The organism is Rufibacter soli, assembly GCF_054781795.1.
In genome coordinates, this window is the sequence record NZ_BAAGTS010000002.1 from 2,009,450 (window position 1) to 2,033,352 (window position 23,903).

The window sequence follows — 23,903 nt, forward strand, 5'->3', positions numbered from 1 at the left end:
TACAAAAAAAACCTTTTTATTCCCCTAAGGTATATCCATTTATGTGTATTGACCAACCAGCTTAGCAGGCAGCCGTTGCGTTGTCTCAAAAAATTATTTCATCTTTGAAAAATTTTCGGGCGCTGCCCTCCCACTTTCCAGTATGATAAAAAACTTAGTAATTGTGGAGTCACCGGCTAAGGCCAAGACCATTGAAGGGTACCTGGGGAAGGATTTTATTGTAAAGTCCAGCTTCGGGCACGTGCGTGATCTCCCCAAAGACAACAATGCCATAGATATACAAAATGGGTTCAAACCTACCTATGTTGTCAACGCCGACAAACGGGAGGTGGTGTCTCAATTGAAAAAACTGGCCAAGGAAGCGGAAGTGGTATGGCTGGCCTCTGATGAGGACCGGGAGGGAGAAGCTATTTCCTGGCACCTCGCTGAGGCCCTGAACCTGAATGAGGCCAAGACGCGCCGCATTGTGTTCAGGGAGATCACCAAGAACGCCATCTTGAATGCCATTGAGAACCCGCGCACCATTGATGTGAACCTGGTCAACGCCCAACAGGCCCGCCGCGTGCTGGACCGCCTGGTAGGCTTTGAGTTAAGCCCGGTGCTTTGGAAAAAAATAAAAACCGGCTTATCTGCCGGACGGGTACAATCTGTGGCTGTTCGCCTGGTTGTGGAGCGGGAACGCGAAATTGAACGCCATAAAGCTGTGGCCGCCTTTAAAATAGTGGCCCAGTTTGACGCCGGCGGAAAGCGCATGGAAGCCGAACTGAACACCCGGTTTAAAACCCAGGCCGAGGCCGAGGACTTTCTACAGCGTTGCATTGGCGCTGCTTTTGCCATTGAGAGCCTGGAGAAAAAACCTACCAAACGCAGTCCCGCGCCGCCCTTCACTACTTCTACCCTGCAACAGGAAGCCAGCCGCAAGCTCTCTTTCTCGGTGGCGCAGACCATGCAGGTAGCCCAACGGTTGTATGAGGCTGGTAAGATCTCCTATATGCGTACCGACTCTGTGAACCTTTCACAGGAAGCCCAAACCGCCGCAGCCACTGAGATTGCCCGCACCTTTGGAGACAACTTTGTAAAAACCAGACAATATAAAACCAAGTCTAAGCAAGCCCAGGAAGCCCACGAATCAATCAGGCCTACGGACTTTGCCGCTGTGCAGGTGAGCTCAGACCGCAATGAGCAGCGACTGTATGACCTGATCAGGAAACGGGCCATTGCCTCGCAGATGGCAGACGCTGAGATTGAGAAAACCACCGCCACTATTACCATCAGCGGGCAGCCGGAGCGTTTGGTCGCCACCGGCGAAGTAATCCGTTTTGAGGGCTTCCTGAAAGTGTACACCGAATCTACTGATGACGAGGAACTAGCCGATGATGACGTAAAAGGCATGTTGCCTCCATTGCAGGAAGGCCAGTCGCTCACCCTGCAGCGCATGCAGGCCACCGAGCGTTACAGCCGCCCCGCCCCGCGTTATACAGAAGCCAGTTTGGTAAAGAAACTGGAAGAGATGGGCATTGGTCGTCCTTCTACCTTTGCCCCTACTATTAGCACCATCCAGAAACGGGGCTACGTGGAAAAAGACAATCGAGAAGGAAAAGAGCGGGCCTACACAGTACTTACCCTGGAGAAAGACCAAATCTCTTCGCAGAAGAAAACTGAGATGGCCGGCGCCGAGAAAGCTAAGCTTTTTCCCACGGATATTGCCATGGTGGTGACCGACTTTCTGGTCTCGCATTTTGAAAGCGTGATTGACTATTCTTTCACCGCTAAAGTAGAGGAAGAATTTGACGAGATTGCCTCTGGTAAAAAGCAGTGGGACAAAATGTTAGACACCTTCTACGGAAGCTTTCATAAAACCATTGAAGACAGTGCCTCTGTAGAGCGCTCCACCGTTAGCGGTGCCCGCGAATTAGGTATTGACCCTGTCACCGGAAAGAAGGTAATTACCAAGCTCGGGCGTTTTGGTCCCTACGTGCAGTTGGGTGAGGAAGAGGAAGGCTCTGAGGTAAAACCAGCTTACGCCAGCCTACGCAAGGGTACCTTCATTGAGTCCATTACGCTAGAGCAGGCCTTGGAATTATTCAAGTTGCCCCGCGTGGTGGGAGAATATGAAGGCAAGGATATGAAAGCCGCCATTGGGCGGTTCGGGCCCTATATTCAACACAACAGCAAGTTCTATTCCCTGCCCAAAGACCTGGACCCACTGTTGGTCACTGATACCGAAGCCGTGGCACTCATTGAAGCCAAACGGAAAGCTGACGCCGAGAAACTGATTAAGTCTTTCCCGGAAGACCCGGAAGTGACGGTATTAAACGGACGCTTTGGCCCCTACATTTGCGTAGGGAAAAAGAACGTGAAAATCCCGAAAGGCCAGGAACCCGCCGAGTTGACTTTGGAACAATGCCTGGAACTGGCCGCCGCCACCCCAGACAAACCGGCCCGCGGAGGCTTCAAAAAGAAAGCCGCCACCTCAGCAGATGCCCCGGCTGCTAAAAAGGCACCCGCCAAAAAAGCAACGGCTAAAAAACCGGCTGCAAAGAAGGCAACTGGTACTACTACTAAGAAACCTGCCGCCAAGAAAAAGGCCAGCTAAGGAATTAGAGGTTAGATAGTAGTAGTTGACTTTGCTCACTAAGACTTATTTCTGGGAGTCCGTTTTAAGCCTGTTTTTTGAAAAATAGGCCTAAAACGGACTCTCTCCTTTTAGGTCTTTTTCTAAATCTCAAGGCTAACCATTGGTTGGAATCTCGCGTCTATCTTCTAAAATCAATCTACTAACGGCTAGTATCTAAAATCCATAAAATGAAACAGAAAATAGTGGTTTTAACCGGGGCGGGCATCAGTGCCGAAAGTGGGCTGGCTACTTTCAGGGACGCTAACGGGCTGTGGGAAGGGCATGATGTGATGGCCGTGGCCTCGCCGGAAGGCTGGGAAAAAGACCCGAAATTAGTGCTGGAATTCTACAACCAACGCCGCAAAAGTGCGCAAGGCGTAGAGCCTAATGCCGCGCACAAGGCCCTGGTAGCCCTGGAAGAAAAATTTGAGGTAATCATCATTACCCAGAACGTGGATGATCTGCATGAACGGGCCGGTTCCAGCCAGATTATGCACTTGCACGGAAAACTCTTTGAAAGCCGTAGCACCCAGGATGAATCGCTTATTTACCCCATGGAAGGTTGGGAACTGAACCTAGGCGACCTCTGTGAGAAAGGTTCTCAACTGCGGCCCAACATCGTGTGGTTTGGAGAGCCAGTGCCCTTAATAGAAAAAGCCGCTGAAGAAACTATGTCCGCAGATTACCTACTGGTTATTGGAACCTCGCTGCAAGTGTACCCAGCGGCTGGCCTTCTATCCTATGCCCCTCATGACACGCCGGTATATCTTATAGATCCTAATGCCCCCAGCGTGGCCTCAAGGCGTAACCTGAAAATCATTCAGGAAAAAGCCACCATAGGCGTACCTGCCCTGGTGAAAGAGCTATTGGAGAAGTAAACCCGTTTTGGGCCTGTTTTTAGAAAAACAGGCCCAAAACATACCCTATTACCCAGGTAATTCCCATTCAACATCCGGGTTATACCAAAGCTCCTCCCCTTTAATTTCCAGACCAGAGGCAATATTATTATGATACAACTGCCCGGTGCCCAACCCCTGCGGAAGCGGGTTTTGAAATTTCTGTGAAAACTGCGCAATGGCGTTCAAGCCAATATTAGACTCCAGCGCCGAAGTCAGCCACCACTCCATCCCCAAGCCTTCTGCCACCTGAATCCACTCCCTGGTTTCTTTCAAGCCTCCCACCAAGGTTGGTTTAATGATTATATAACGGGGCTGGAGGGTGGCCAGCATTTGCTGCTTTTCCTCCTTAGTCGCTACCCTGATCAATTCCTCATCCAGCGCAATGGCAATAGGTGACCTCTGGCAAAGGGCCGCCATTTCCTGCCATTGGTTTTGTTTAATGGGTTGCTCAATGGAATGGATGGTAAACCTGGCCAATTGGTCTAGTTTTTCTAGGGCCTGACTAGGCAAGAAAGCGCCGTTGGCATCCAACCGTAATTCCAGTTCCTGTGGGCTGGCCACTGCTCTTATCTCTTCCAGAATCTTCAGTTCTTGGGCAAAATCTAGTCCGCCAATTTTCATCTTGAGGCAGGTAAACCCCTGGTGCAGCTTTTTTTCAATCTGGTCCCGCATAAAGGCGCGGTCGCCCATCCAAATAAGGCCATTAATCTTGATCCCTTTTTCTCCTCGGCTAAAGGCCGAAGGAAACAATTCTCGCTGACCGCCCCTATTTAAATCCAGCCAGGCAGTTTCAAAGGCAAACCTGAGAGAAGGCCAGGGTGGTAACTGGACCAGGAATTGGTCATAGGTTTCCAGATCACCAGGTTCCAATTGCAGGGAATTAAACCGTTGGCAAACCTCCTCCACCGTGTTCTGGAAATTTGACGCATAGTCCAGGCTGAGGCCGGGCAAGGGCGAGGCTTCTCCCCAACCCTGTTGCAGCGGACGGTCAGTGAGGTGCAGGCGCAGGTAATGAGCCAGATGCGTTTGGATGGCTCCCCTGGACGTGCGGGCATCAAACCTGAACTGGAGTTGTCTGGAAAAGGGTGTCAGGACGAAGGGCATAAAAACAAGGTTTCTAGCAAGTGAAGGTACAACCTTTCAGGATGAATTTAGTTTAGAAGGTACAAATACCTGTATTCCTATGCCACAGGCTACCATGACCGGCCAACCAGATCTTCTAACCCGTTTTAAAAGTGTGAGGGCCCAAACAGAGCAGATCTGCGCGCCCCTTACTCCTGAAGATACCGTGATGCAACCCATGGTAGACGTGAGTCCGCCTAAGTGGCACCTGGGCCATACCACCTGGTTTTTTGAGACGTTTGTGCTTGTGCCGCACTGGCCCGGTTATACCGTTTACCATCCGCAGTACGCCTTCCTGTTCAATTCCTACTACAACAGCTTGGGCAGCCGGGTGGTCCGTTCAGAAAGGGGTACCTTGTCCAGGCCACCGCTGGAAGATATCCTGGCTTACCGCCGGCATGTGAACCACCATATGGAAGAAGCCCTGGCCACCCCCGGCTTCGCCGAAAACCCGACCCTGGCCCCTTTGCTGGAACTGGGCTTTCAGCATGAGCAGCAGCACCAGGAACTGTTAGTGTGTGACATCAAATATATCTTAAGCTGCAACCCCTTATTGCCCGCCTACCACGTTAAGCCTGTTTCCGTTTTAAGGCAGTTTTCTAAAAATCAGGCCCAAAACGAATGGTGCCCCGTGCCCGAAGGCCTGTATACCATTGGGCACCAGGGCAAAGGGTTTTGCTTTGACAATGAACTCCAGGCCCACCAGGTGTTCCTGGCTGGTTTTTCGGCGCGCCGCCATTTGGTGACCAATAAGGAGTTTCTGGGGTTTATAGAGGCCGGTGGTTACTCAGATTTCAGGTTTTGGCTGGACGAAGGCTGGCAACTGGCCCAACAGCAACATTGGCAGGCACCATTGTATTGGATGCAGCAAGACAGCGATTGGTGGCATTTTACCCTGCACGGGCTGGAGAAAATAGACCTGAACGCTCCTGTCACCCACATCAGTTTCTATGAGGCCCAGGCTTATGCCAATTGGTCGGGGCATCGGCTGCTTACGGAGTTTGAGTGGGAAGCCCTGGCCCAGCGCTATGCCAACCCTGCTGCCCAGGGTAACTTCCTGGAAAGCGGGCAATACCAACCTGTGCCGGATACGACGTCAGAGAACGCAGAAACTATTCCGCAATTGTTAGGCAATGCCTGGGAATGGACCTATAGCGGGTATTTCCCGTATCCTGGGTTTGAAACCGCGCCTGGGGCCCTGGGCGAATACAACGGCAAATTCATGGTGAACCAAATGGTGTTGCGCGGCGGTTCCTGCGCTACCCCGCAAAGCCACATCAGGCCAACTTACCGTAATTTCTTTCACGCAGACAAACGCTGGCAGTTCACGGGCATCCGACTGGCCAAAAAATAACGAACCCTACCATTTTCTATGATTCACCACCCTACCACCAGCCAGGTGCACAACCTGCTTCCCGTAAAACAGTCAGATGCAGACAGCCTGGCGCAGAATGTTGCCCAGGGCCTAAGCCAATCGCCTAAAGCGTTGTCCTCCAGGTTTTTCTATGACGCCAAAGGCAGTCAGCTTTTCCAGCAGATCATGGCCTTGCCCGAGTATTACCTCACCCAGCTGGAATACCAGATTTTCCAACAGCAACGCAAGGAAATCCTGTACGCCTTCGGGACCCAGACGCCTTTCCAGTTGATTGACCTGGGGGCCGGCGACGCCTATAAAACCAAACTGCTGCTCCAGGAATTAGTAGAACAGGAAGCCCGCTTCACTTTTATCCCCCTGGATATTTCCCAGGAACCACTCCACCAGCTAGTGGATGAATTGGGGCAGCTTTACCCCCACCTGCCCGTGACCGGCCTGGCTGCCGAATATTTCCAAGGCCTGCATTGGCTCAATGAGCATGGCAAAGACCGCAAGCTGGTGCTATTCCTGGGTTCTAACATTGGCAATTTCAGTCCGGTAGACGCAGAAAACTTTCTACTCAAACTTAGAAGCAGTCTGGGTCCCCAGGACCGCCTGCTGCTAGGCCTGGACCTACGCAAAGACCCCAGAAAAATACGGCAAGCGTATGATGACGCCTCTGGGGTGACGGCCGCCTTCAACCTGAACCTTCTCACCCGCATCAACCATGAGTTACAGGCCAATTTTGACGTAGACCAGTTTGAGCATTTCGCGGAGTATAATCCCATCACCGGCACCATGCGCAGTTACCTTGTGAGCCGCCAGAACCAGGAGGTGCACTTGAAGGCCCTTAACAAAACCTTTTACTTTGAGGCCTGGGAAGCCATTCACACAGAGAACTCCCAGAAATATTCCCTGCGTGAGATCCAGGAAATGGCCAGGCATTGCCACCTAGCCGTAGAGGACGTGTTCACAGATGCCAGCCATGGCTTCGCCGATGTGCTTTTACGGCCGATTGGGTAGTACAATGCTGTTTTGGGGCTGTTTTTTGAAAAACAGGCCCGAAACAGCGTAGGCTTTGTTTACCAATTTGTACCTTCAGGTCTGTTGTTTGTAGCCACTTAACCCAGCTAATTCCATGGACCTGATTCCGTTGCACTTGGGCGTGTCCCACTTTTCTTCTCCTGAGGTAGCCGTGGAGGCCCTGCAGGAGGCCATGAAACAGCAAAACACGTTTTACGGGCCTAATGAGGGAATACCTGAGTTGCGGAATGGCCTGTCCCAGCGCTATCTTGAAGATGAGGGTGTCCCGGTGCCGCCGGAACAGATTCTGATAACCCACGGCGCCAAACACGCCATTCATCTGTACCTGAAAAGCCTTCTGCATTTAGATGATGAGGTGGTGGCCCTGGCCCCCTATTGGTTTGCCTTTCCGGAACTGATTAGGCAGAGCGGCGGGAAACTGACCACCATTCCGGCCAATCCAGACCAAGGGTATGCCCTGGACATAGAGGTTCTCCGGAAAAAAATCACCCCCAATACCAAACTGCTCATCCTTACCAACCCCGGAAACCCCACCGGCAAAGTCTATTCCGCGCTGGAACAGGAAGAAGTAGCCGCGCTGCTGGAGGAGTTTCCCAACCTGCATTTGCTTTCAGATGAAATCTATGACGGACTGGTCTACACCGGAGACAACCAAAGTTTCTTACGCTTTGAGCATCTGCGCGATAGGGTTGCCGTGGTAAACGGTTTCTCTAAGTCCTTTGCCATGTCTGGCTGGCGTATTGGGTACCTGGTAGCGCCTTTCCCCGTGCTGCACACCGCCACTGATCTGCAGCTCAAATGGATATCTGGGGTCTCGCCCTTTACCCAGGCAGGGGCCGCCGCCGCCATCCAGCACCGCCATAGTATCTGGGAAAAATTCAGGGCCGAACTGGACCTCAAGCGGCAGTACGTGGTGAAAGAACTTGAGAAAATGCCGCGGCTAAAATTCTTCAACCCGGAGGCCGGCTACTATGTCACGTTACAGGTAGAGGGCTGCCTGGCGCCCCAAAATCCCGCCTCGCCGTTTAAATTGGCGGAGGAATGGGCTGCCGCGTTAAAAGACCAGGTAGGTCTGGAAGTGCTGCCTTCTACCAACATGGGCATGCCCGCCGCGGTAAGAATGTCCTTTGCCTTGCCTGACGAAGCCCTGGAATATGCCCTGCACCGGCTAAAGGCCTTCGTTTCTTGATAAAGTCAGTTTTACGTTTCAAGCCTGTTTTTTCAAAAACGGCCCTAAAACGCCAATTACACTCTTCTCTTTCTCCTTCTCTGGTTTAGGGAAATTAGCCGTACCTTTGCGGCCAATTCTTTAAAAACCGCCCTTGTGATTTTCTCCGCTGCTTACCGTGAACAATATAAAAGTACCTTTTGGCTGGCCTATCCGGTTGTCTTAAGCCAGTTAGGGCACATTTTGGTGAGCGTGGCAGATAGCGTCATGGCAGGCCGGTTGGGAACGCTACAGTTGGCAGCAGCTTCTTTGGGAAATAGCATCTTCACCATTATTCTGGTCTTTGGGTTAGGCATCTCCTTCAGCATCACGCCCCTGGTAGCCCGCGCTGATGGCCGGAAAAACCACACCCGTATTGCGCTTATTTTGCTCAATGGCCTTTTCATGAACACGGTTATAGGCGTTCTGCTGTTCCTCCTGTTCTATGGCATTGCCCCCTTCATCCAGCACCTCAACCAACCAGAAGAGGTAGTAACGTTGGCCTTGCCCTATGTAAAGATCCTGTTCCTTTCCATGGTGCCGCTCATGGTGTTCCAGGCGTTTAAGCAGTTTGCCGAAGGCTTGTCGCTTACCAAACAATCCATGTTCATCTCCATATTCGCTAACGTGCTCAATGTAGGGTTGAACTACCTGTTGATTTATGGCAAGCTGGGGTTCCCGGCGTTGGGCCTGAACGGGGCGGCTTGGGCAACGCTAATTTCAAGGGTGGTGATGGCACTCATGATGGCGGCCTTTATTTTTTATTCGCAGCGCTTTGCCCGCTACCGGCATTTCCTGCGGCGGCAGAGCTTGTCTCTCACCCACATGCTCAAGTTGTTTAAACTTGGTTTCCCCATTTCTCTCCAGATGATTTTTGAAATGGGGGCATTCGGTTTTTCAGCTATCATGATTGGGTGGTTGGGTGCCCGCGACTTGGCCGCGCACCAAATTGCCTTGAACGTGGCCTCTGTCACCTATATGATGGCCAGCGGTATTTCGGCGGCCGCCACCATCAGGGTGGGCCGGTTGCGCGGCGTGGGTGATCTGCAGGGCGTGCACCTGGCGGGGTACAGCAGCCTGATCATGGGTGCCCTTTTTATGGCGGCTTCCGCTACGCTGATCATCCTGGCCAAAGACCTTATTCCCTTATTCTACGTGCAGGACGTGGCGGTGCATAAATTGGCCGCCCAACTACTTATCATTGCGGCCATCTTCCAGTTGTCTGATGGGGTGCAGGTGGTGGGCTTGGGGGCTTTGCGGGGGCTGGAAGACGTGCGGGTGCCCAGCATGATCTCCCTATTCTCCTACTGGTTTATTGCCTTGCCTACCGGTTATGCGCTTGGCTTCTGGGCCGGATTAGGCGCCTTGGGTATTTGGCTAGGCCTTTTTACCGGCTTGACCATTGCGGCCCTCCTGCTGTTTTTCAGGTTTAAGAGATTCAGTCCGGCTTAAAAGTCAAAAATTAGGGGCTTCAGGAAACTACAACTCAACCCAGATGCGTTGGGGGAAAAGCTATGACATTTTCTTTTATCCCCCTCTGGATTGGTGCGCTGTTTTTGGCCTCTTTCCCAGACAATGCCCCTTCTGCCAATTCCCGTGCTACTGAGATTCCCTGGTCTCTGCAAAAACGGCTGTCGTGGAATGACTTTTCAGGAAGCCCCGCGGAGGACAACCCGCACCACGCCCTTACCTCTACCAACATGGAAATGAAGGTGAAGTGCGAAAACAACCAGCTTAAATTCAAGGTGGAGGCGGTGTTCAATACCAAAGATTCCTGGACCCGAAACAAAACTTCAGCTTTGCTGCTGGCGCATGAGCAACTGCATTTTGACCTGACCGAGCTTCATGCCCGCCAACTCAGGAAACGGCTTTCACAGCTTTCTAATGGCTGTGGAAGCGGGGCCGCTGAGATGAACAAATATGCCAGCGAAGCCTTCGATAATTGGCACAAAGAGCAGGATTTGTATGACAAGGAAAGCCGCCACGGCCTGGACAAAGACCAGCAAATGGAATGGATAGCCTCCGTAGAAACCAGACTCAAGGCTTTGGAGAGCTTCAAGTAAACTATCTTACCAGACGAGAATACTTCCTGTTTAATAAGCAATTATAATTTCTTCTCCCCCTCTGTTAAAAAAGAAGCGGGGAAGCGTTTTGGGCCTACTTTTTGAAAAGTAAGCCCAAAACGCTTCCCCGCTTTTCAGTTATAAAGTATTACAGTTTCTCTAAATCTGTAATGGCTGGCCCGGCAATCACCTTCCCGAAGGGGTCAAAGCGGGACCCGTGGCAAGGGCAGTCCCAGGAATTTTCTACGTGGTTCCAGTTTACAATACAGCCCAGGTGGGTGCAGACCGCAGAGCATTCATGGCGTTTGCCTTCAGAGTCACAGTACACGGCTACTTTGCTAACCCCTTTCTGCACCACTGTTCCCGAGCCAGGCGCCAGCGTAGTTTCTTCCTTATCACCAGGCTTGACATAATCTGCGTATTGGCCCGCCACGTTCAGGTTTTCTTTCAGGAACTCCTTGGCCGTATCAGTAGAGAAAGTTACCCGACTTGGGTCATAGAGTTTCTCCCAGGGGTTGGTACGCCCGCAAATAAGATCGGTGATGAGCATGCCAGCAATGGTGCCATGGGTCATGCCGTGGCCAGAATCGCCGGTGGCGATGTACACATTCTTCTCATCATTGGGGTTGCGGCCAATGTACCCCATATAATCTACCGGTTCCATGACTTGGCCAGACCACTGGAAAACCACGTCTTTCACGTCCGGGAATTTCTTGCGGGTCCATTCCTCCAGGCAGGTAAACCGTTCGGCTTCATTGCCCTGGCTCTGTCCGGTTTTATGGTCTTCGCCGCCCACTACCAATATCTCAGTGTCCAGCCCTTCTTCCCCGGCCACCGAGGCCAGGCGCACATAATGGTAGGGGTCTGAATCATCCCAATACAGCGCCGTGGGTATGTTTTCTTTGGGAATGCGCATGCCAATTACGTAGGTGCGGTAAGGCGCCTGTTTGGTGTGCATGGTCACAAAGTCATTGACGGGCGTATTGGTGCAGACTACCAGGTGGTTGGAGGTAACAGAGAAATTATCATTGGTAGTAACCCGGTTTACGGGACCCGTAGCAAATTCCTTTACGTGACTGTTGGTATAAATCTCGCCGCCTTTATCTAAAATATACCGGCTCAAAACGGCCAGGTACTTGGTTGGGTGAAACTGTCCCTGGTCGGGGAACATGAGACAAGGCCGGTCGCTTACGGAGGGCGCAGGCACCTGTTTTAACTTCACCACCTGGGTAATGCCTAAGGAATGGCAAGCCTCCAATTCTTCGTCTAACTGGTCTTCCGTGTCAGTAGCTCCTAAAAAGAGGTAGCCGGGCAACCGGGTGAAATCACATTTGATATGCTCGTCTTTGATGATCTGCTCTATTTTATTCAGGGCATCGCGGTGGCTTTCATAGGCCAGCTTGGCCTGGGCCTTGCCAAAGACTTTGATCAATTTAGAAAAGCGGTCATCCAGGGCCCAGGAAATATGGGCAGTGGTACGGCTGGTCTCGCCGCCACAGATCTCCCCGGCATCCAGTACCACCACCTTTTTGCCTTCCTTTGCCAGAAGGTAAGCCGTGGTGAGGCCGGCAATCCCGGCGCCCACCACGCAGACATCGGTGGTTACGTTGCTGGTCAGGCTGGAGGTGGCGGGCATGTCTATCCCTGATTGCCATATGGCCAAAGTTGTTCCTGTATTATTTTTCATAGTGTAACGGGTTGTAGGCGTGAAGGCAGCCTGGAAAATATGCTGCTTTAAGGGGTACGCGCCTACGGGCAGGAGGTTTCTGGCTACCCTTTTCGGCTTGCCCCACGTGGCTGAAACCCTTACCTTAGAAACCAAAAACGAATGGAAAACATCATCAGTTGGGACCAGTTCACGGCCGTAGACCTGCGGGTTGGCACCATCATACAGGCAGAACCATTCCCTGAAGCCCGTAAACCGGCCTATAAACTTTGGGTGGACCTGGGAGACCTGGGAATTAAAAAATCAAGCGCACAAATAACCCACCGCTATGCGTTAGAAGAACTGATAGGCCGGCAAGTGCTTTGCGTGGCCAACTTCGCGCCCAAGCAGATTGGCCCCTGGCGTTCAGAGGTGCTGGTGACCGGTTTTGAAGATGAGGAAGGAAATATTGTGCTGGCGCAGCCGCAGGCCAAAGTGCCCAACGGCAAAAGGCTTATTTAGCCTTGGCGGTGTCTGGGCGAACGGCCGTGGTAACTGGGGTGACCGCGGTAGAATCCAGGGACTCCTTTTGGGTAAGCTTGGCTTCCCGAAGGCTTAAGCTATCCAGCACATTGTCATATATCTTGTCTAACAGCGCGGGATGTACCAGGTAATAGTCATAACTGTGCTTAAAGGCACTGTCTGAAACCTGGTGGCGTTTTAGGATAAGGGAGTGGGCTTGTTTGTTAGCCACCCTGGACGAGTCAAAGTTTCTGATGGTACGCCCAATGCTGGCCTCCGTAAGGTGCACGTCTATCAGAATACGGGTCATCTTGTCTTCAGGCACCAGGTCTGCTGGTTTATTTTCCTCTTCAGTGGGGGTACAGGCCCAGAAAGCCAGGGGCAGAAAAAAGAGGCACAAACGTTTTTTCACGTGGTTGTTCGTAAGTTTCGGTAATTTTAAACGCTGCACAAACCCCAGGAAGGCATGAGAGACTTGGTGAAGAAGCTACGAAAATACGAAATACAGATAAGAAAGGCAATTGACGGCCAGATGCAGGGCGATTTCAAATCTGTTTTCAAAAGCTCTGGCCTGGAGTTTGATGACGTGCGTGCCTATCAGTACGGCGATGACGTGCGCTCCATTGACTGGAACGTAAGCGCCAAAGGCCATGGCACCTTTGTAAAAACTTACCGCGAAGAAAAAGAGCAGAACGTTTTCCTGCTGCTGGACGTGAGCGGATCACAGTGCCTGGGGCAGCCGGGCGCGCAGAAAATGGATCTGGGGAAAGAGATTGGCGGTATTCTGGCTTTATCGGCGTTGCAGCAAGGCAGCCAATTGGGCATGATCTGCTTTTCAGACGGCAAAGAGCAGTACCTGAAACCCGGTAAAGGCAACGTACACGCTTATTCCCTTATCAAAACGCTGTCTCGGCTAGAGCCCCAATCCACTAAGACCAATATTGGCGCGGGCATTAAGTTAGCCTTAAATGTGGTTAAGCGGAAGAGCATCATCATCCTGATCTCAGACTTCATAGACCTCCATTATGAACGGGAACTCATCATGCTGGCCAAAAAGCACGACCTTATTGTCTTACAGCTTATGGACAAACGCGAGACAGGTTTCCCAAAACTGGGCATCATTCCCTTATTAGATAAGGAGAGCGGCAAAACCATGTGGATCAATACTTCATCCCAGGCCTTCAGGGAACGATACCTTCTCCCCTACGCCCAGAACCAGGAGAAACTGATCAAGATCTGTCGGCAGTACCAGGCAGATTTCCTGCCTATCTATGTGGAGCAGGATTACGTGCCCCAATTGGTGAATCTGTTCAGGGCCCGAAATAAAAGCATGAAGCGTGGCGCCTAAAATGGCATATAGAAATCTTAGCGGTATTATCGTTTTGACCCCGTTTTTCTAAAAACAGGCTTAAAACAGAAAATTAAAATCTAGTTAACTACCCGCATTACTATAGGGTCTTTCGGGTGAAACCCATAGGGGAAAATAAAAAATCAGGATTTGATCAGGTTCATACAAAGAGGAGGAATACTTGCCTTGTGGTTTCTACCACTGCTTACCTGGGCACAGCTACCTTCTATTAAAGTGCAAGGATATTTTCTGCAGGACTCCGTGCAGTTAGGCCAGTCTGTGAAATACATTTTAGTGTCCCGGCATGCCCCGCAGGCCGAGGTCGTATTTCCTGACTCTACTTACACCTTTGCCCCCTTTGAACTGGTCCGGAAGGAGTTTTTCCCTACCCGCACGCAGCGCGGCCTCAGCATAGACAGTACCGTCTACACCTTGCGCACGTTCCATCTGCAACCCGTACAGCGCCTACAACTGCATGCACGCCTGTTTTTCAGGGAAGATACGCTGCAATTGAGCACCGCCTCAGATTCCATAGTTTTAATCCAGAACGTGACAGAAGTGCCAGATTCGTTGGCTTTGATGGCCAATACCCGGCTGGAACACGTCGCAGATAAATTCAATTACCTGTATTGGGGTCTTGGGCTTTTGGCCGGGTCAATTTTTATCGGGGGCATCTGGGGACTGTTCGGGAAAGGCATTCAAAGGCGCTACAACCTGTATGTACTGCGCAAAGCCCAGAGCCAGTTCCAGTACCGGTTCCAGACTTCCAAAGACCGTTTCCGGCGCATGAAAACCCTGGACCACCTGGAGCGTGCCATTACCCTCTGGAAAAACTACCTTACCAAGCTGGAAGACGAAGAAATCAGTTCTTTCACCACCAAAGAGATTACTACCTATTATGAGGAAGATGAACGGGTAGGAAACTCCCTAAAAATCTGTGACCGCGCCATTTACGGCAACATCCTCTCAGATGATGAGAATGAAGTGGCCAATGCCCTGACGCAGCTAGCTGAATTTGCGGCGCTGCGGTATGTTTCCATTAGAGATTCCCTGCGCCATGTGGCAAATACCCGCTGATTTTTCCTGGCTTAACCTGAGCTGGTTCTCCTGGCGCACCTGGCAGTCCTTTGACTGGGCCAACCAAGGCTTCCTGTACGCGCTGCTGGCCGTTCCACTGCTTTTCCTGCTGCGGTGGCTGTTGCACCTCCGATTCCGGAAAAAGTTTGACGTAGCCCTGTTTGAGGGCAACGCCACCTGGCACTGGTCCAGCCTGCTCAGGTACCTGCCAGATGTGGTGTTTAGCCTATTTTTTATGTTGGTGCTGGTGGCACTGGCCCGGCCCCAGAAAACCGATGAGACCGTAGAGCTTTCCGCCGAGGGCATAGACATTGTGCTGGTGATGGACGTGTCCGGGTCTATGGAACTCACTGACTTTAAGCCAAACCGCCTGGAGGCGGCCAAGGAGGTGGCCCTGCAGTTTGTCAACGGCCGGGTGCAGGACCGCATTGGCGTGGTGGTGTTCGCCGGGCAGGCGTTTTCCCTGGCGCCCCTCACCACTGACTACAATCTGGTGCGCGAAAGCATCAGGACCATCTCCCTGAACATGGTGCCCGAGGACGGCACCGCCATTGGCAGCGCGTTGGCAGTAGCCATAAACCGCCTGCGCGAGTCTACAACCAAGTCAAAGGTCTGCATCTTGATCAGCGACGGCGAGAACACGGCTGGTAGCCTGGACCCTGAACTGGCCGCGCAACTGGCGCACGCCTTCCAACTCAAGCTCTACACCATTGGCATTGGCAAGGAAGGCACCCTGCAGCTGGCCCCTGACTCTACGGGTAAGCCCGTGACGGTACAGACCGGCCTGGAGGAGAAGACCCTGCGGGAACTGGCCTCTCTGGCCGAGGGGCAGTTCTTTAGGGCCCAGGATGCGGGCGCCCTGGCCCAGATCTTCCAGCGGATAGACAAACTGGAGAAAACCGAGGTAAAAGAAACCCGCTACCGGGACACCAAGGACTATTACCAGGTATATTTGCGCTGGGCCATTCTGCTTTTCCTGGGATGGCTTTTGCTTAAAAACACCTTTTTCACCAACGCGTTAGAAGACTGATGGTATCTATAGAAGAAAGTATCCTGGATTTTAGGCAACGGTTGGGCGGCACCAATTGTCAGCTCATTGCTGTCTCCAAAACCCACCCCGTGGAACTGATCCAGGAGGCCTACGCCGCCGGGCAGCGGGCCTTTGGGGAAAATAAGGCCCAGGAAATGACGGCCAAACAGCCCCACCTGCCGGAAGACGTGCAGTGGCACATGATTGGCCATTTGCAAACTAACAAGGTAAAGTACATTGCCCCCTTCGTGCACCTGATCCAGTCCGTAGACAGCCTGCGCCTCCTGCAGGAAATTGACAAGCAGGCCCAAAAGCACGGCCGGGTCATAGATTGCCTGCTGCAGTTCTACATTGCCGAGGAAGACACCAAATTCGGGTTGGATTTAGAAGAGGCCAGGCAAATGCTACGGTCAGACATTTTCCAGAATCTGAAGAACGTCAGGATCTGCGGGGTAATGGGCGTGGCCACCTTTACGCAGGACGAGGAGCACCTGCAAAGAGAGTTCAGGCGCCTGAAAGGATATTTTGATGCGCTCAAGGAGGAGTTTTTCCGGGAGGCCCCTTTCTTTAAGGAGATCTCCATGGGTATGAGCTCAGACTACCAGCTGGCCATTGCCGAGGGCAGCACCATGATTCGGGTGGGGAGCGCCATCTTCGGGAATAGAAACTACCAGAACCAGTAAACCCATAAAGAGGCCTATACTTTTTTCAACCGTTTACATCAACCCTGTTTCCAATGACCATTAAAACTGTATTGATCCTGGGCGCGCTCCTAAGCGGCCTGGGCGTGATGATAGGGGCCTTCGGGGCCCACGGCCTGGCCAAGCTGCTGGCTGAGAACGGCCGCGCCGACACCTTCGAGACCGCCGTGAAATACCAGATGTACCACGCCCTGGGCCTTTTGCTGCTGGGCGTGCTCATGGCCCAGTTCCCCGGGGCCAGCGGCCTGGGCATTTCTGGCATCTGCTTTTTAGTGGGTATTTTGATCTTCTCGGGGTCTTTGTATGTGCTGTGCGTTACCGGCGTCACCTGGCTGGGAGCCATCACTCCCATTGGCGGCCTCTTTCTGATTGGAGGCTGGCTCAATATGGTCTGGGCCCTGGCCAAGCACCTGTAAGAGAAAACTGTTACCTATAAAATTAACCCATTCATGTTTTAAGCCTGTTTTGAGGAAAACAGGCCTAAAACAGATTGAATTCTTTATCACGCAAAACGCCTTTCCCGCTGAAGCAGGAAAGGCGTTTTGGTGTTGTTTTCAGAATATCGGGCGTAAAACGCTAGTTGCCGGTCACAATGTTAGTCACTATCATCACCTGGGTATTGCCCTGCTGGGCATTGGACTCCACGGTGATCACCTTGTTTTGCTGGCCACGCTTGCCGGCACTGTTAAAACGGGCCGTAATGGAGGCCGTCTCGCCGGGCATGACTGGGGCTTTGGGGAAATCAGTGGCCGTGCAACCGCAGGTAGTCTTCACGTTGGCAATGACCAAAGGCATTGTACCGTTGTTGGTGAACTTGAAGGTATGCGTGACCACGTCGCCGGGCTTGATGTCCCCGAAGTTAAATTTCTGCTCCTCAAACTGAATGGAGGGCCCTACCAAGGGAGCCGGAACCGTTATGGAATCCGTTGGTGCGGCGGGCGGCGGGGTGACCACAGTCTGGGCCAGTGTAGTCAGGCTGCCAAAAACCAGGAAGCAGAAGCCAAGCACAACTTTTCTCATGGGTGAATGGGGTAAAAGGTACAAATGCAAAATAAAGTAAATAAGTTAGTCTTCCACCCGCTCTGGCGCGTTCTCTAGTAATTTCTCATTGAAGTTCACTAGAAAAAGCTGCTCAGAGGCCCGGGTAGTAGCCGTGTAGAGCCACCGCGCGAACTCCTGGCTCACGAGGTCATCCTTCAGGAAACCATGGTCCACAAACACCGCCTGCCATTGCCCACCCTGGGCCTTGTGGCAAGTTAATGCATAGGCAAACTTGACCTGCAGGGCATTCAGGTACTTGTCCTGGCGCATTTCCTGGCTGCGGGCCCGCTTGCTGGCAATATGCTGGTAATCCAGCAGCACCTGCTGGTAGAGGGCCTTGTTCTTGTCTGCCGGCAGGGCCGGTGACTCAGCATATAAAGTATCCAGCATGATCTTGGTCTCCAGCTCGGGCTCATTGGGGTAATCCACGAACCGTATCTGCACGTCGGCAAAGCGCATGTCGTACATTTCCTCGTAGCGGATGATCTTGGTGATCTCCACAAAATCGCCGTTGGCCATGAACCCGATGGAGGAGTCCTTGGGCAGCCATGTGTAGTTATTGCGCACAATCATCAGGTAATCCCCTACCCCTATCTCATCCTCGGCAAAGAAGATCTGCCGCCGTATGTGCTGGTTGTAGAGGTTGGCCGTCTTGTTGGAGCGGCAGATCACGGTGGTGTTGTCCACTCCGAACTTGTCATAGGCATAGCGCAGACCGTCCTCCAGTTTGTCGCCGCGCATATGGAAAATATCCTTGAAGCCCTTGGTCCTGAAGGCCAGGGCCGGCTCCTGCTTCACCAGCTCGTTGCGCAGGCGCGTGGCGTTCATGAGAATTCCGCTTTCCTCGGCTTGCCGCATCACCTGGCGCATCTCCATCTCGTGCACGTGCAACTTGAAGTAGCGCTGCAGGTAGGTGGCGTCCAGAGAGGGGCTCAGGGTCTGGTTCACCGGCGGCAGCTGGGCGGTGTCGCCAATGAGAAGCAGCTTGTTGCTGGTGCTCTCAAAGACGTAGTTCACCAGGTCCTGCAGCAGGCCATTGTCCCCGAAGGCCTTATCATCTGAGATCATGGAGGCCTCATCCACAATGTAGACCACGCGCTCGTTTTTGTTGGGCTGCCGGGAAAAAGCCAGGCTATCTGAATACGGGTTGGCCGTCTGCTTATAAATTTTCTTGTGGATGGTGGAGGCCGGCTTGGCCGAATAGGTAGACATGACCTTGGCCGCCCGCCCCGTGGGCGCCAGCAGGACGTATTTATAGCCGAACTTGTTGAGCACCTTCACCAGCGCGCTCACCACGGTGGTTTTTCCGGTACCGGCAAAGCCCTTGAGCATGAACACCTCTTTAAGGCCGGTCTTGCGCAAAATGAACTGGTCCAGCTTCTGGAACAGCTCGGCCTGGTCAGGGGTGGGTTCAAACGGGAAATTCTGGCGTATCGCTTCAGCAGGGGTCATAACAGGAATCAGGATTGGGCGGTTTCGGGGGGCAAAACCGCCATGGTCGCGGAGGCTTTGGCGATCAGGTTTTTCTGGCCCAGCCCATCTATACTAAAGATTTCGGCCTCACAAAAGTTCAACTTCTTGCCTTGTTTCAACACCCAGCCTTTGGCCAAGAGGGCTTGCCCTACGCCGGGCCGCAGGTAGGAGATTTTCAGGTCGGCGGTGACTACGTGCTGGTTGGCGGGCAACAGCGTGACCACGGCAAAGCCCATGACAATGTCTGCCAGGGTGGCAATGACCCCGCCGTGGGCGAAGCCCTTGTTCTGCTTGTGCTTCTCCTCCAGCGCCAATTGGCCCTCCACCAGGCCTATTTCAACGGTTTCCAGCTCAAAACCCAGCAAATGCATGTAAAATTGCCGCTGAAGTTTCTCTTTGACCGTATCTTTAAACTTATCATTGTACGTTTTGAGCATACCGTAAAAGTACGGCCTCAAAAGGTGGTCTACAACCTATGGAGAACATACATCCGCTCGCAGCCCCCTATTCGGCCAAAACCAGGGTACGGGTCTGCGGTTTACTAATCCGGAACGGTAAGCTGTTGCTGGCCCGGCATACCGCCGCCTTCGGCGAAGGCGCGTTTTGGGTGCCGCCCGGCGGAGGGTTGGAGTACGGCGAGAAAATAAAGGACTGCCTGGTGCGGGAGTTTGCCGAGGAAACGGGCCTGCGCGTGGCCGTGGGCCGGTTCCTGTACCTGAACGAGTTCCTTAGGCCGCCCCTGCAAGCCATAGAGTTCTTTTTTGAGGTGAGGCTCCTGGACGGCGATCTGGCCCTGGGCACCGACCCCGAGCATGGCTCCCACGAGCAGCTCCTGGAAGAGGTGCGGTTCATGGCCATCAAAGACCTGAACCAACTCCGGCGCGAGGAGCTCCACCCTATCCTACACGCCCTGGTCAACTTGGACGACCTGTTCATTCCCCGCCATAACTTCCTGGATCCCTCTCTTTAGCCGCCTTTCCGGCCTGGGCAAAGGACAAGAAAAAAAACGCGTTTCGGGCCTGTTTTAAGGAAAACAGGCCCGAAACGCGTTTTTGGCTTTTCCGCTCTAGTGGAAGAATTAATAGGCGCTGGCCGTGTCCAGGGCCAGGATATCCTCCTGGCTTAAAGAAACTTGGGCCGCCTTCATTAAATCCTGCAGTTGAGGTAAACTGGTGGCGCTGGCAATGGGGGCCGTGATGCTGGGGCGGGCCATGAGCCAGGCCAGCGCTATCTGGGCGGGCGTGGCTTGGTGGCGTTCAGCCACGGCATCCAGGGCGGCCAGAATCCCCAGGCCGCGCTCATTAAGGTATTTCGTCATGCCGCCGCCCCGTGGGCTTTTGCCCAGGTCTGCGGCAGAGCGGTACTTGCCCGTCAGGAAGCCACTGGCCAGGCCGTAGTAGCTGATCACACCTATGCCCTGCTCCAGGCAAAGCGGCTCCAAATCCTGCTCAAAGGCCTGGCGGTTATAGAGGTTGTACTCGGGTTGCAGGGACTGGTAAACGGGCAGGCCGTGGCTTTTGCTGGTCTCCAGGGCCTGACGCAAGCGGGCCGCGGGTATGTTAGAGGCGCCAATGGCCCGTATCTTCCCTTCTTTGATCAGTTGGCTGTAGGCCTCCAGGGTTTCGGCAAAGGGCGTGGCCGTGTCATCCACATGGGATTGGTAGAGGTCCAGGTAATCGGTTTGGAGGCGGCGCAGCGACCCTTCCACTGATTGGATGATATAGTCTTTCTTCAGGCCTTTCCGTTCCGGGGTGATCTCCCAGCCAACCTTGGTGGCAATGACCACCTGGTCACGGGAGCCGCGGGCCTTGAGCCAGTTGCCAATGATGGTCTCAGATTCGCCCCCGCGGTTGCCCGGTACCCAGGCCGAATAGGAATCGGCGGTGTCAATCAGGTTGAAGCCCCCTTGGGTGAAGGCATCCAGCAGCTGGAAAGAGGTTTTCTCGTCTGTGGTCCACCCGAAGACGTTGCCCCCAAAGGCCAGCGGGGCCACTTCCAGGCCTGTTTTCCCTAACGCGCGCTTTTGCATAGATTCATTTTTAAATGCAGTTACTAAAAAAAGTACCCGTAGCCTGCCATAAAGGCCCGGCCCCGGGTACTTTCCTACTCTCTGGCTTATTTCTAAGTTACGCTATATTCAGGAAAAGCTTCTCAGCGGGTTTGCGCACTTTCTTGGCCTTGGCCAGAAAATCATTCTCCTCGTCGCGGTAGCCCAGGGCTAGGATAGACACGCTGCGGAGGCCTTTCTCTTTTAGCCCCAGCAATTCATCCAAGGCCGCCGGCTGGAAGCCCTCCATGGGGGTAGAATCTACCTTCACCGCCGAAGCGGCCACCAGGCCAGTACCCAGAGCAATGTAAGACTGTTTGGCCGCCCAATGGAAATTCTCTTCCGGCGTGCGGCTCTTGATGCCCCCTTTAAGGCTATCGCCGAAGCCCTGCAGGGTCTCTATCCCCACCCCTCTTTCTGAGGCGATGTTCTGGATGTACTCATCCACCTGCGCATCGGTCAAAGGATCCCAGGCGGCGAAGATGAGCAGATGAGAGGCTTCCACGATCTGGGGCTGGTTATAGGCCACGGCCTGAATCTGCTTGCGCAGTTGGGGCTCCTCAATCACTAGCACGTTATAAGGCTGGAACCCCATGGAAGAGGCCGACAGGCGGATAGCCTCTAAAATAGTGTCTAATTTCTCCTGCGGCACTTTGGCCCCCGTCATGCGCTTGGTGGCGTAGCGCCAGTTCAAATCCTGAAGTAAGTTCATCTGGTAAAATCGAATTTATTTGTAAGTACTATAGTTGTATAAACAAATTTAAGTACTTTTGGTTTCAAATAGATACTGGTTTACGTTTGTATACCGGTATCACCCATGAAATTACATTGATATGGAAGCTGTTATCGAAAAAGAAATTCTCGCCAATCCTGCGCGCAACCTCTGCATTACCCACATCCTCCCCATACGGGATGCCCTGGATATTCTTAGCGGCAAGTGGAAGATACCTATTATAGTGGCCCTTTGCGTGCACAAGAGGCGCTTCAAGGAACTGCACCGCGATGTGCAGGGCATCACCGCCAAAATGCTCTCCAAGGAACTAAAGGAGCTGGAGGTGAACAAGTTGGTGAAGCGCACCGTGCATGACACCTCGCCGGTCACGGTGGAATACTCCATCACCGAATACGGCCACAGCCTCACCCCGGTCATAAACGAGCTGCGCGACTGGGGCCTCAAGCACCGTGACAAGATCATCTACCACCCAGAGGAAGCCTGATTTCCGTTTCGGGCCTGTTTTCCGGAAAACAGGCCCGAAACGCATTTTACCCTAGCCAATGATTTTCTTGGCCCGCTCCAGGTCTATCTCTTTTTCCCATTTGGACACGAAGATGGTGGCCACGGCATTGCCGATGAGGTTGGTGAGGGCCCGGGCCTCGCTCATGAAGCGGTCAATGCCCAGGATTAGCGCCAGCCCGGCCACGGGAATGCCGCCCACGGCCGGCAAGGTGGCGGCCAGGGTAATAAAGCCGCTGCCGGTCACGCCGGCCGCCCCTTTGGAGGTAAGCATAAGCACCAACAGCAAAGTCACCTGCTGGCCCACGTCCAGGGGCGTGTCTGTGGCCTGCGCCACGAAGACGGCCGCCATGGTCAGGTAAATGGAGGTACCGTCCAGGTTAAAGGAATAGCCCGTTGGCACCACCAGTCCCACCACCGACTTGGAGCAGCCCACCCGTTCCAGCTTCTCAATCAGGTTCGGCAGGGCCGCCTCTGAAGACGAGGTACCCAGCACGATAAAAAGTTCTTCCCGGATGTAGCGCAGCAGCTTGAAAATGCTGAAGCCCATCAACTTCATTACCAGGCCCAGCACCAGCACAATAAACAGGACGCAGGTAAGGTAGAAGGCCCCCATCAGTTGCCCCAACGACCCCAAAGACCCCAGCCCGTACTTGCCGATGGTGTAGCCCATGGCGCCCAGCGCGCCCAGCGGCGCCACCTTCATGATGATGTGGATGATGGCGAACAAGGCATTGGAGAGGGATTGGATAAAGGTGTATACCGGTTTCCCCCGCTCCCCTATCTTAGATAGGCCAAACCCGAAAAGCACCGAGAAAAACAGGATCTGCAGCAGGTCACCCTTGGCCAGCGCGTCAATGATGTTCTCAGGGATGAGGTGCATGAAGAAAGCCAGTGCCCCGGAGTGCTCCGGCGCTTTGCCTGAGGTCATGGCCGACAAGGCCTGCGTGTCCAGGCTGGCGGCGTCTACGTGCATGCCCGCGCCGGGCTTTAATACATTCACCACCAGCAAACCCAGCAGCAGCGCCACCGTGGTAAGCACCTCAAAGTAGAGTAGCGCCTTCACGCCCACCCTCCCAATCTGTTTCATGTCCTGCATGCCGGCAATACCCGTCACAATGGTGCAGAACACCACCGGCCCAATCATCATCTTCACCAGCTTGATAAAGGCATCGCCCAGCGGTTTTAGCTGTACGGCTATCTCCGGCAGGAAATGACCTAGAGCAATACCAATAAGAATGGCGGTGATAACCTGAAAATAGAGGGTTTCATAAAGGGGCTTCTTCCGGACCATGGAGCATTGGGATGAGATCAAGCTTCAAGGATAGAGAGTTTTACGAAAAGGAGCAAATTAATAAAAGCAATTATTAATATTTTTTAATAAAAGACGGCAGCTAAGTAAAATTATTTTGGTTTAAAAATTTGGTCCTTTTGAGTAGCCATGGACCTTAGGGTTGCATTAGATAGAAGCTTAAGGCT

24 protein-coding genes are annotated in these 23,903 nt (G+C 53.0%); 15 read left to right on the plus strand and 9 right to left on the minus strand.

Features of this window, described 5'->3' with window-relative positions:
• The first annotated feature begins 142 nt into the window (after nucleotides 1-142).
• Together topA and ACYVJQ_RS10295 are read left to right on the plus strand one after the other, a co-directional pair.
• Complete coding sequence (topA, locus tag ACYVJQ_RS10290; protein WP_460892988.1) at nucleotides 143-2,596, plus strand: type I DNA topoisomerase; 2,454 nt, start codon at nucleotides 143-145, stop codon at nucleotides 2,594-2,596.
• A 209-nt stretch (nucleotides 2,597-2,805) separates the two neighbouring features.
• Entirely contained in the window at nucleotides 2,806-3,495 is a 690-nt protein-coding gene (locus ACYVJQ_RS10295) for an SIR2 family NAD-dependent protein deacylase (RefSeq protein ID WP_460892989.1), read from the plus strand.
• 48 nt (nucleotides 3,496-3,543) lie between these two features.
• Here the strand turns inward: ACYVJQ_RS10295 and menC are convergent, their stop codons facing one another.
• Nucleotides 3,544-4,620, minus strand: a complete 1,077-nt coding sequence (menC, locus tag ACYVJQ_RS10300; protein ID WP_460892990.1) for an o-succinylbenzoate synthase — start codon at nucleotides 4,618-4,620, stop codon at nucleotides 3,544-3,546.
• Between the two features lie 79 nt (nucleotides 4,621-4,699).
• Here menC and egtB point away from each other — a divergent pair, with 79 nt between their 5' ends.
• From egtB to ACYVJQ_RS10325, 5 genes are all read left to right on the plus strand, one after another.
• Nucleotides 4,700-5,992 (plus strand): ergothioneine biosynthesis protein EgtB, encoded by a 1,293-nt coding sequence (gene egtB / locus ACYVJQ_RS10305; RefSeq protein ID WP_460892991.1) that lies wholly within the window; start codon nucleotides 4,700-4,702, stop codon nucleotides 5,990-5,992.
• Nucleotides 5,993-6,010: 18 nt separating this feature from the next.
• Nucleotides 6,011-7,015, plus strand: a complete 1,005-nt coding sequence (gene egtD, locus ACYVJQ_RS10310; RefSeq protein ID WP_460892992.1) for an L-histidine N(alpha)-methyltransferase — start codon at nucleotides 6,011-6,013, stop codon at nucleotides 7,013-7,015.
• A gap of 115 nt (nucleotides 7,016-7,130) precedes the next feature.
• Nucleotides 7,131-8,225 carry a pyridoxal phosphate-dependent aminotransferase gene (locus tag ACYVJQ_RS10315; RefSeq protein ID WP_460892993.1) on the plus strand — a complete coding sequence of 365 codons (1,095 nt, stop codon included), beginning with the start codon at nucleotides 7,131-7,133 and terminating at the stop codon, nucleotides 8,223-8,225.
• 135 nt (nucleotides 8,226-8,360) lie between these two features.
• Nucleotides 8,361-9,695, plus strand: coding sequence for an MATE family efflux transporter (locus ACYVJQ_RS10320; protein ID WP_460892994.1), 1,335 nt, complete (start codon nucleotides 8,361-8,363; stop codon nucleotides 9,693-9,695).
• 62 nt (nucleotides 9,696-9,757) lie between these two features.
• Complete coding sequence (locus ACYVJQ_RS10325; RefSeq protein ID WP_460892995.1) at nucleotides 9,758-10,306, plus strand: DUF922 domain-containing protein; 549 nt, start codon at nucleotides 9,758-9,760, stop codon at nucleotides 10,304-10,306.
• 148 nt (nucleotides 10,307-10,454) lie between these two features.
• Here ACYVJQ_RS10325 and ACYVJQ_RS10330 read toward each other — a convergent pair whose 3' ends face one another.
• Entirely contained in the window at nucleotides 10,455-11,993 is a 1,539-nt protein-coding gene (locus ACYVJQ_RS10330; protein WP_460892996.1) for an FAD-dependent oxidoreductase, read from the minus strand.
• A 141-nt stretch (nucleotides 11,994-12,134) separates the two neighbouring features.
• Between ACYVJQ_RS10330 and ACYVJQ_RS10335 the strand changes: the two genes are divergently transcribed.
• Nucleotides 12,135-12,473: a tRNA-binding protein gene (locus ACYVJQ_RS10335; RefSeq protein WP_460892997.1), complete on the plus strand. Its 339-nt coding sequence runs from the start codon at nucleotides 12,135-12,137 to the stop codon at nucleotides 12,471-12,473.
• Here the strand turns inward: ACYVJQ_RS10335 and ACYVJQ_RS10340 are convergent.
• Complete coding sequence (locus tag ACYVJQ_RS10340; RefSeq protein ID WP_460892998.1) at nucleotides 12,466-12,885, minus strand: DUF4296 domain-containing protein; 420 nt, start codon at nucleotides 12,883-12,885, stop codon at nucleotides 12,466-12,468. The genes ACYVJQ_RS10335 and ACYVJQ_RS10340 overlap by 8 nt on opposite strands.
• A gap of 54 nt (nucleotides 12,886-12,939) precedes the next feature.
• Here ACYVJQ_RS10340 and ACYVJQ_RS10345 point away from each other — a divergent pair, with 54 nt between their 5' ends.
• The 5 genes from ACYVJQ_RS10345 (at nucleotide 12,940) to ACYVJQ_RS10365 (ending at nucleotide 17,045) form a co-directional block, all read left to right on the plus strand.
• A complete protein-coding gene (locus ACYVJQ_RS10345) occupies nucleotides 12,940-13,821 on the plus strand; it encodes a DUF58 domain-containing protein (protein WP_460892999.1) in 882 nt (293 codons plus the stop codon).
• Nucleotides 13,822-14,055: 234 nt separating this feature from the next.
• On the plus strand, nucleotides 14,056-14,898 hold the full coding sequence (locus ACYVJQ_RS10350; protein WP_460893000.1) for a hypothetical protein: 843 nt from the start codon (nucleotides 14,056-14,058) through the stop codon (nucleotides 14,896-14,898).
• Complete coding sequence (locus ACYVJQ_RS10355) at nucleotides 14,852-15,928, plus strand: VWA domain-containing protein (RefSeq protein WP_460893001.1); 1,077 nt, start codon at nucleotides 14,852-14,854, stop codon at nucleotides 15,926-15,928. Before ACYVJQ_RS10350 ends, ACYVJQ_RS10355 begins: the two co-directional genes overlap by 47 nt.
• Nucleotides 15,928-16,611: a YggS family pyridoxal phosphate-dependent enzyme gene (locus tag ACYVJQ_RS10360; protein ID WP_460893002.1), complete on the plus strand. Its 684-nt coding sequence runs from the start codon at nucleotides 15,928-15,930 to the stop codon at nucleotides 16,609-16,611. The genes ACYVJQ_RS10355 and ACYVJQ_RS10360 overlap by 1 nt, the downstream gene beginning before the upstream one ends.
• A gap of 53 nt (nucleotides 16,612-16,664) precedes the next feature.
• Nucleotides 16,665-17,045 (plus strand): DUF423 domain-containing protein, encoded by a 381-nt coding sequence (locus ACYVJQ_RS10365; RefSeq protein WP_460893003.1) that lies wholly within the window; start codon nucleotides 16,665-16,667, stop codon nucleotides 17,043-17,045.
• Nucleotides 17,046-17,205: 160 nt separating this feature from the next.
• Here the strand turns inward: ACYVJQ_RS10365 and ACYVJQ_RS10370 are convergent, their stop codons facing one another.
• From ACYVJQ_RS10370 to ACYVJQ_RS10380, 3 genes are read right to left on the minus strand one after another with little or no spacing between them, the layout of a single operon-like run.
• Nucleotides 17,206-17,649, minus strand: coding sequence for a DUF1573 domain-containing protein (locus tag ACYVJQ_RS10370; RefSeq protein WP_460893004.1), 444 nt, complete (start codon nucleotides 17,647-17,649; stop codon nucleotides 17,206-17,208).
• A gap of 45 nt (nucleotides 17,650-17,694) precedes the next feature.
• Nucleotides 17,695-19,122, minus strand: a complete 1,428-nt coding sequence (locus tag ACYVJQ_RS10375) for an ATP-dependent DNA helicase (RefSeq protein ID WP_460893005.1) — start codon at nucleotides 19,120-19,122, stop codon at nucleotides 17,695-17,697.
• 8 nt (nucleotides 19,123-19,130) lie between these two features.
• A complete protein-coding gene (locus tag ACYVJQ_RS10380; RefSeq protein WP_460893006.1) occupies nucleotides 19,131-19,580 on the minus strand; it encodes a PaaI family thioesterase in 450 nt (149 codons plus the stop codon).
• A gap of 38 nt (nucleotides 19,581-19,618) precedes the next feature.
• On the opposite strand from ACYVJQ_RS10380, the gene ACYVJQ_RS10385 reads away from it, so the two are divergent.
• A complete protein-coding gene (locus ACYVJQ_RS10385; protein WP_460893007.1) occupies nucleotides 19,619-20,113 on the plus strand; it encodes an NUDIX domain-containing protein in 495 nt (164 codons plus the stop codon).
• A 108-nt stretch (nucleotides 20,114-20,221) separates the two neighbouring features.
• Here the strand turns inward: ACYVJQ_RS10385 and ACYVJQ_RS10390 are convergent, their stop codons facing one another.
• Nucleotides 20,222-21,172, minus strand: a complete 951-nt coding sequence (locus ACYVJQ_RS10390; protein ID WP_460893008.1) for an aldo/keto reductase — start codon at nucleotides 21,170-21,172, stop codon at nucleotides 20,222-20,224.
• A 97-nt stretch (nucleotides 21,173-21,269) separates the two neighbouring features.
• Nucleotides 21,270-21,902, minus strand: a complete 633-nt coding sequence (locus ACYVJQ_RS10395; protein ID WP_460893009.1) for an NAD(P)H-dependent oxidoreductase — start codon at nucleotides 21,900-21,902, stop codon at nucleotides 21,270-21,272.
• A 121-nt stretch (nucleotides 21,903-22,023) separates the two neighbouring features.
• Here ACYVJQ_RS10395 and ACYVJQ_RS10400 point away from each other — a divergent pair, with 121 nt between their 5' ends.
• Entirely contained in the window at nucleotides 22,024-22,407 is a 384-nt protein-coding gene (locus ACYVJQ_RS10400) for a winged helix-turn-helix transcriptional regulator (RefSeq protein ID WP_460893010.1), read from the plus strand.
• 51 nt (nucleotides 22,408-22,458) lie between these two features.
• Here the strand turns inward: ACYVJQ_RS10400 and ACYVJQ_RS10405 are convergent, their stop codons facing one another.
• Nucleotides 22,459-23,739, minus strand: coding sequence for a dicarboxylate/amino acid:cation symporter (locus ACYVJQ_RS10405; protein ID WP_460893011.1), 1,281 nt, complete (start codon nucleotides 23,737-23,739; stop codon nucleotides 22,459-22,461).
• Nucleotides 23,740-23,903: the final 164 nt, after the last annotated feature.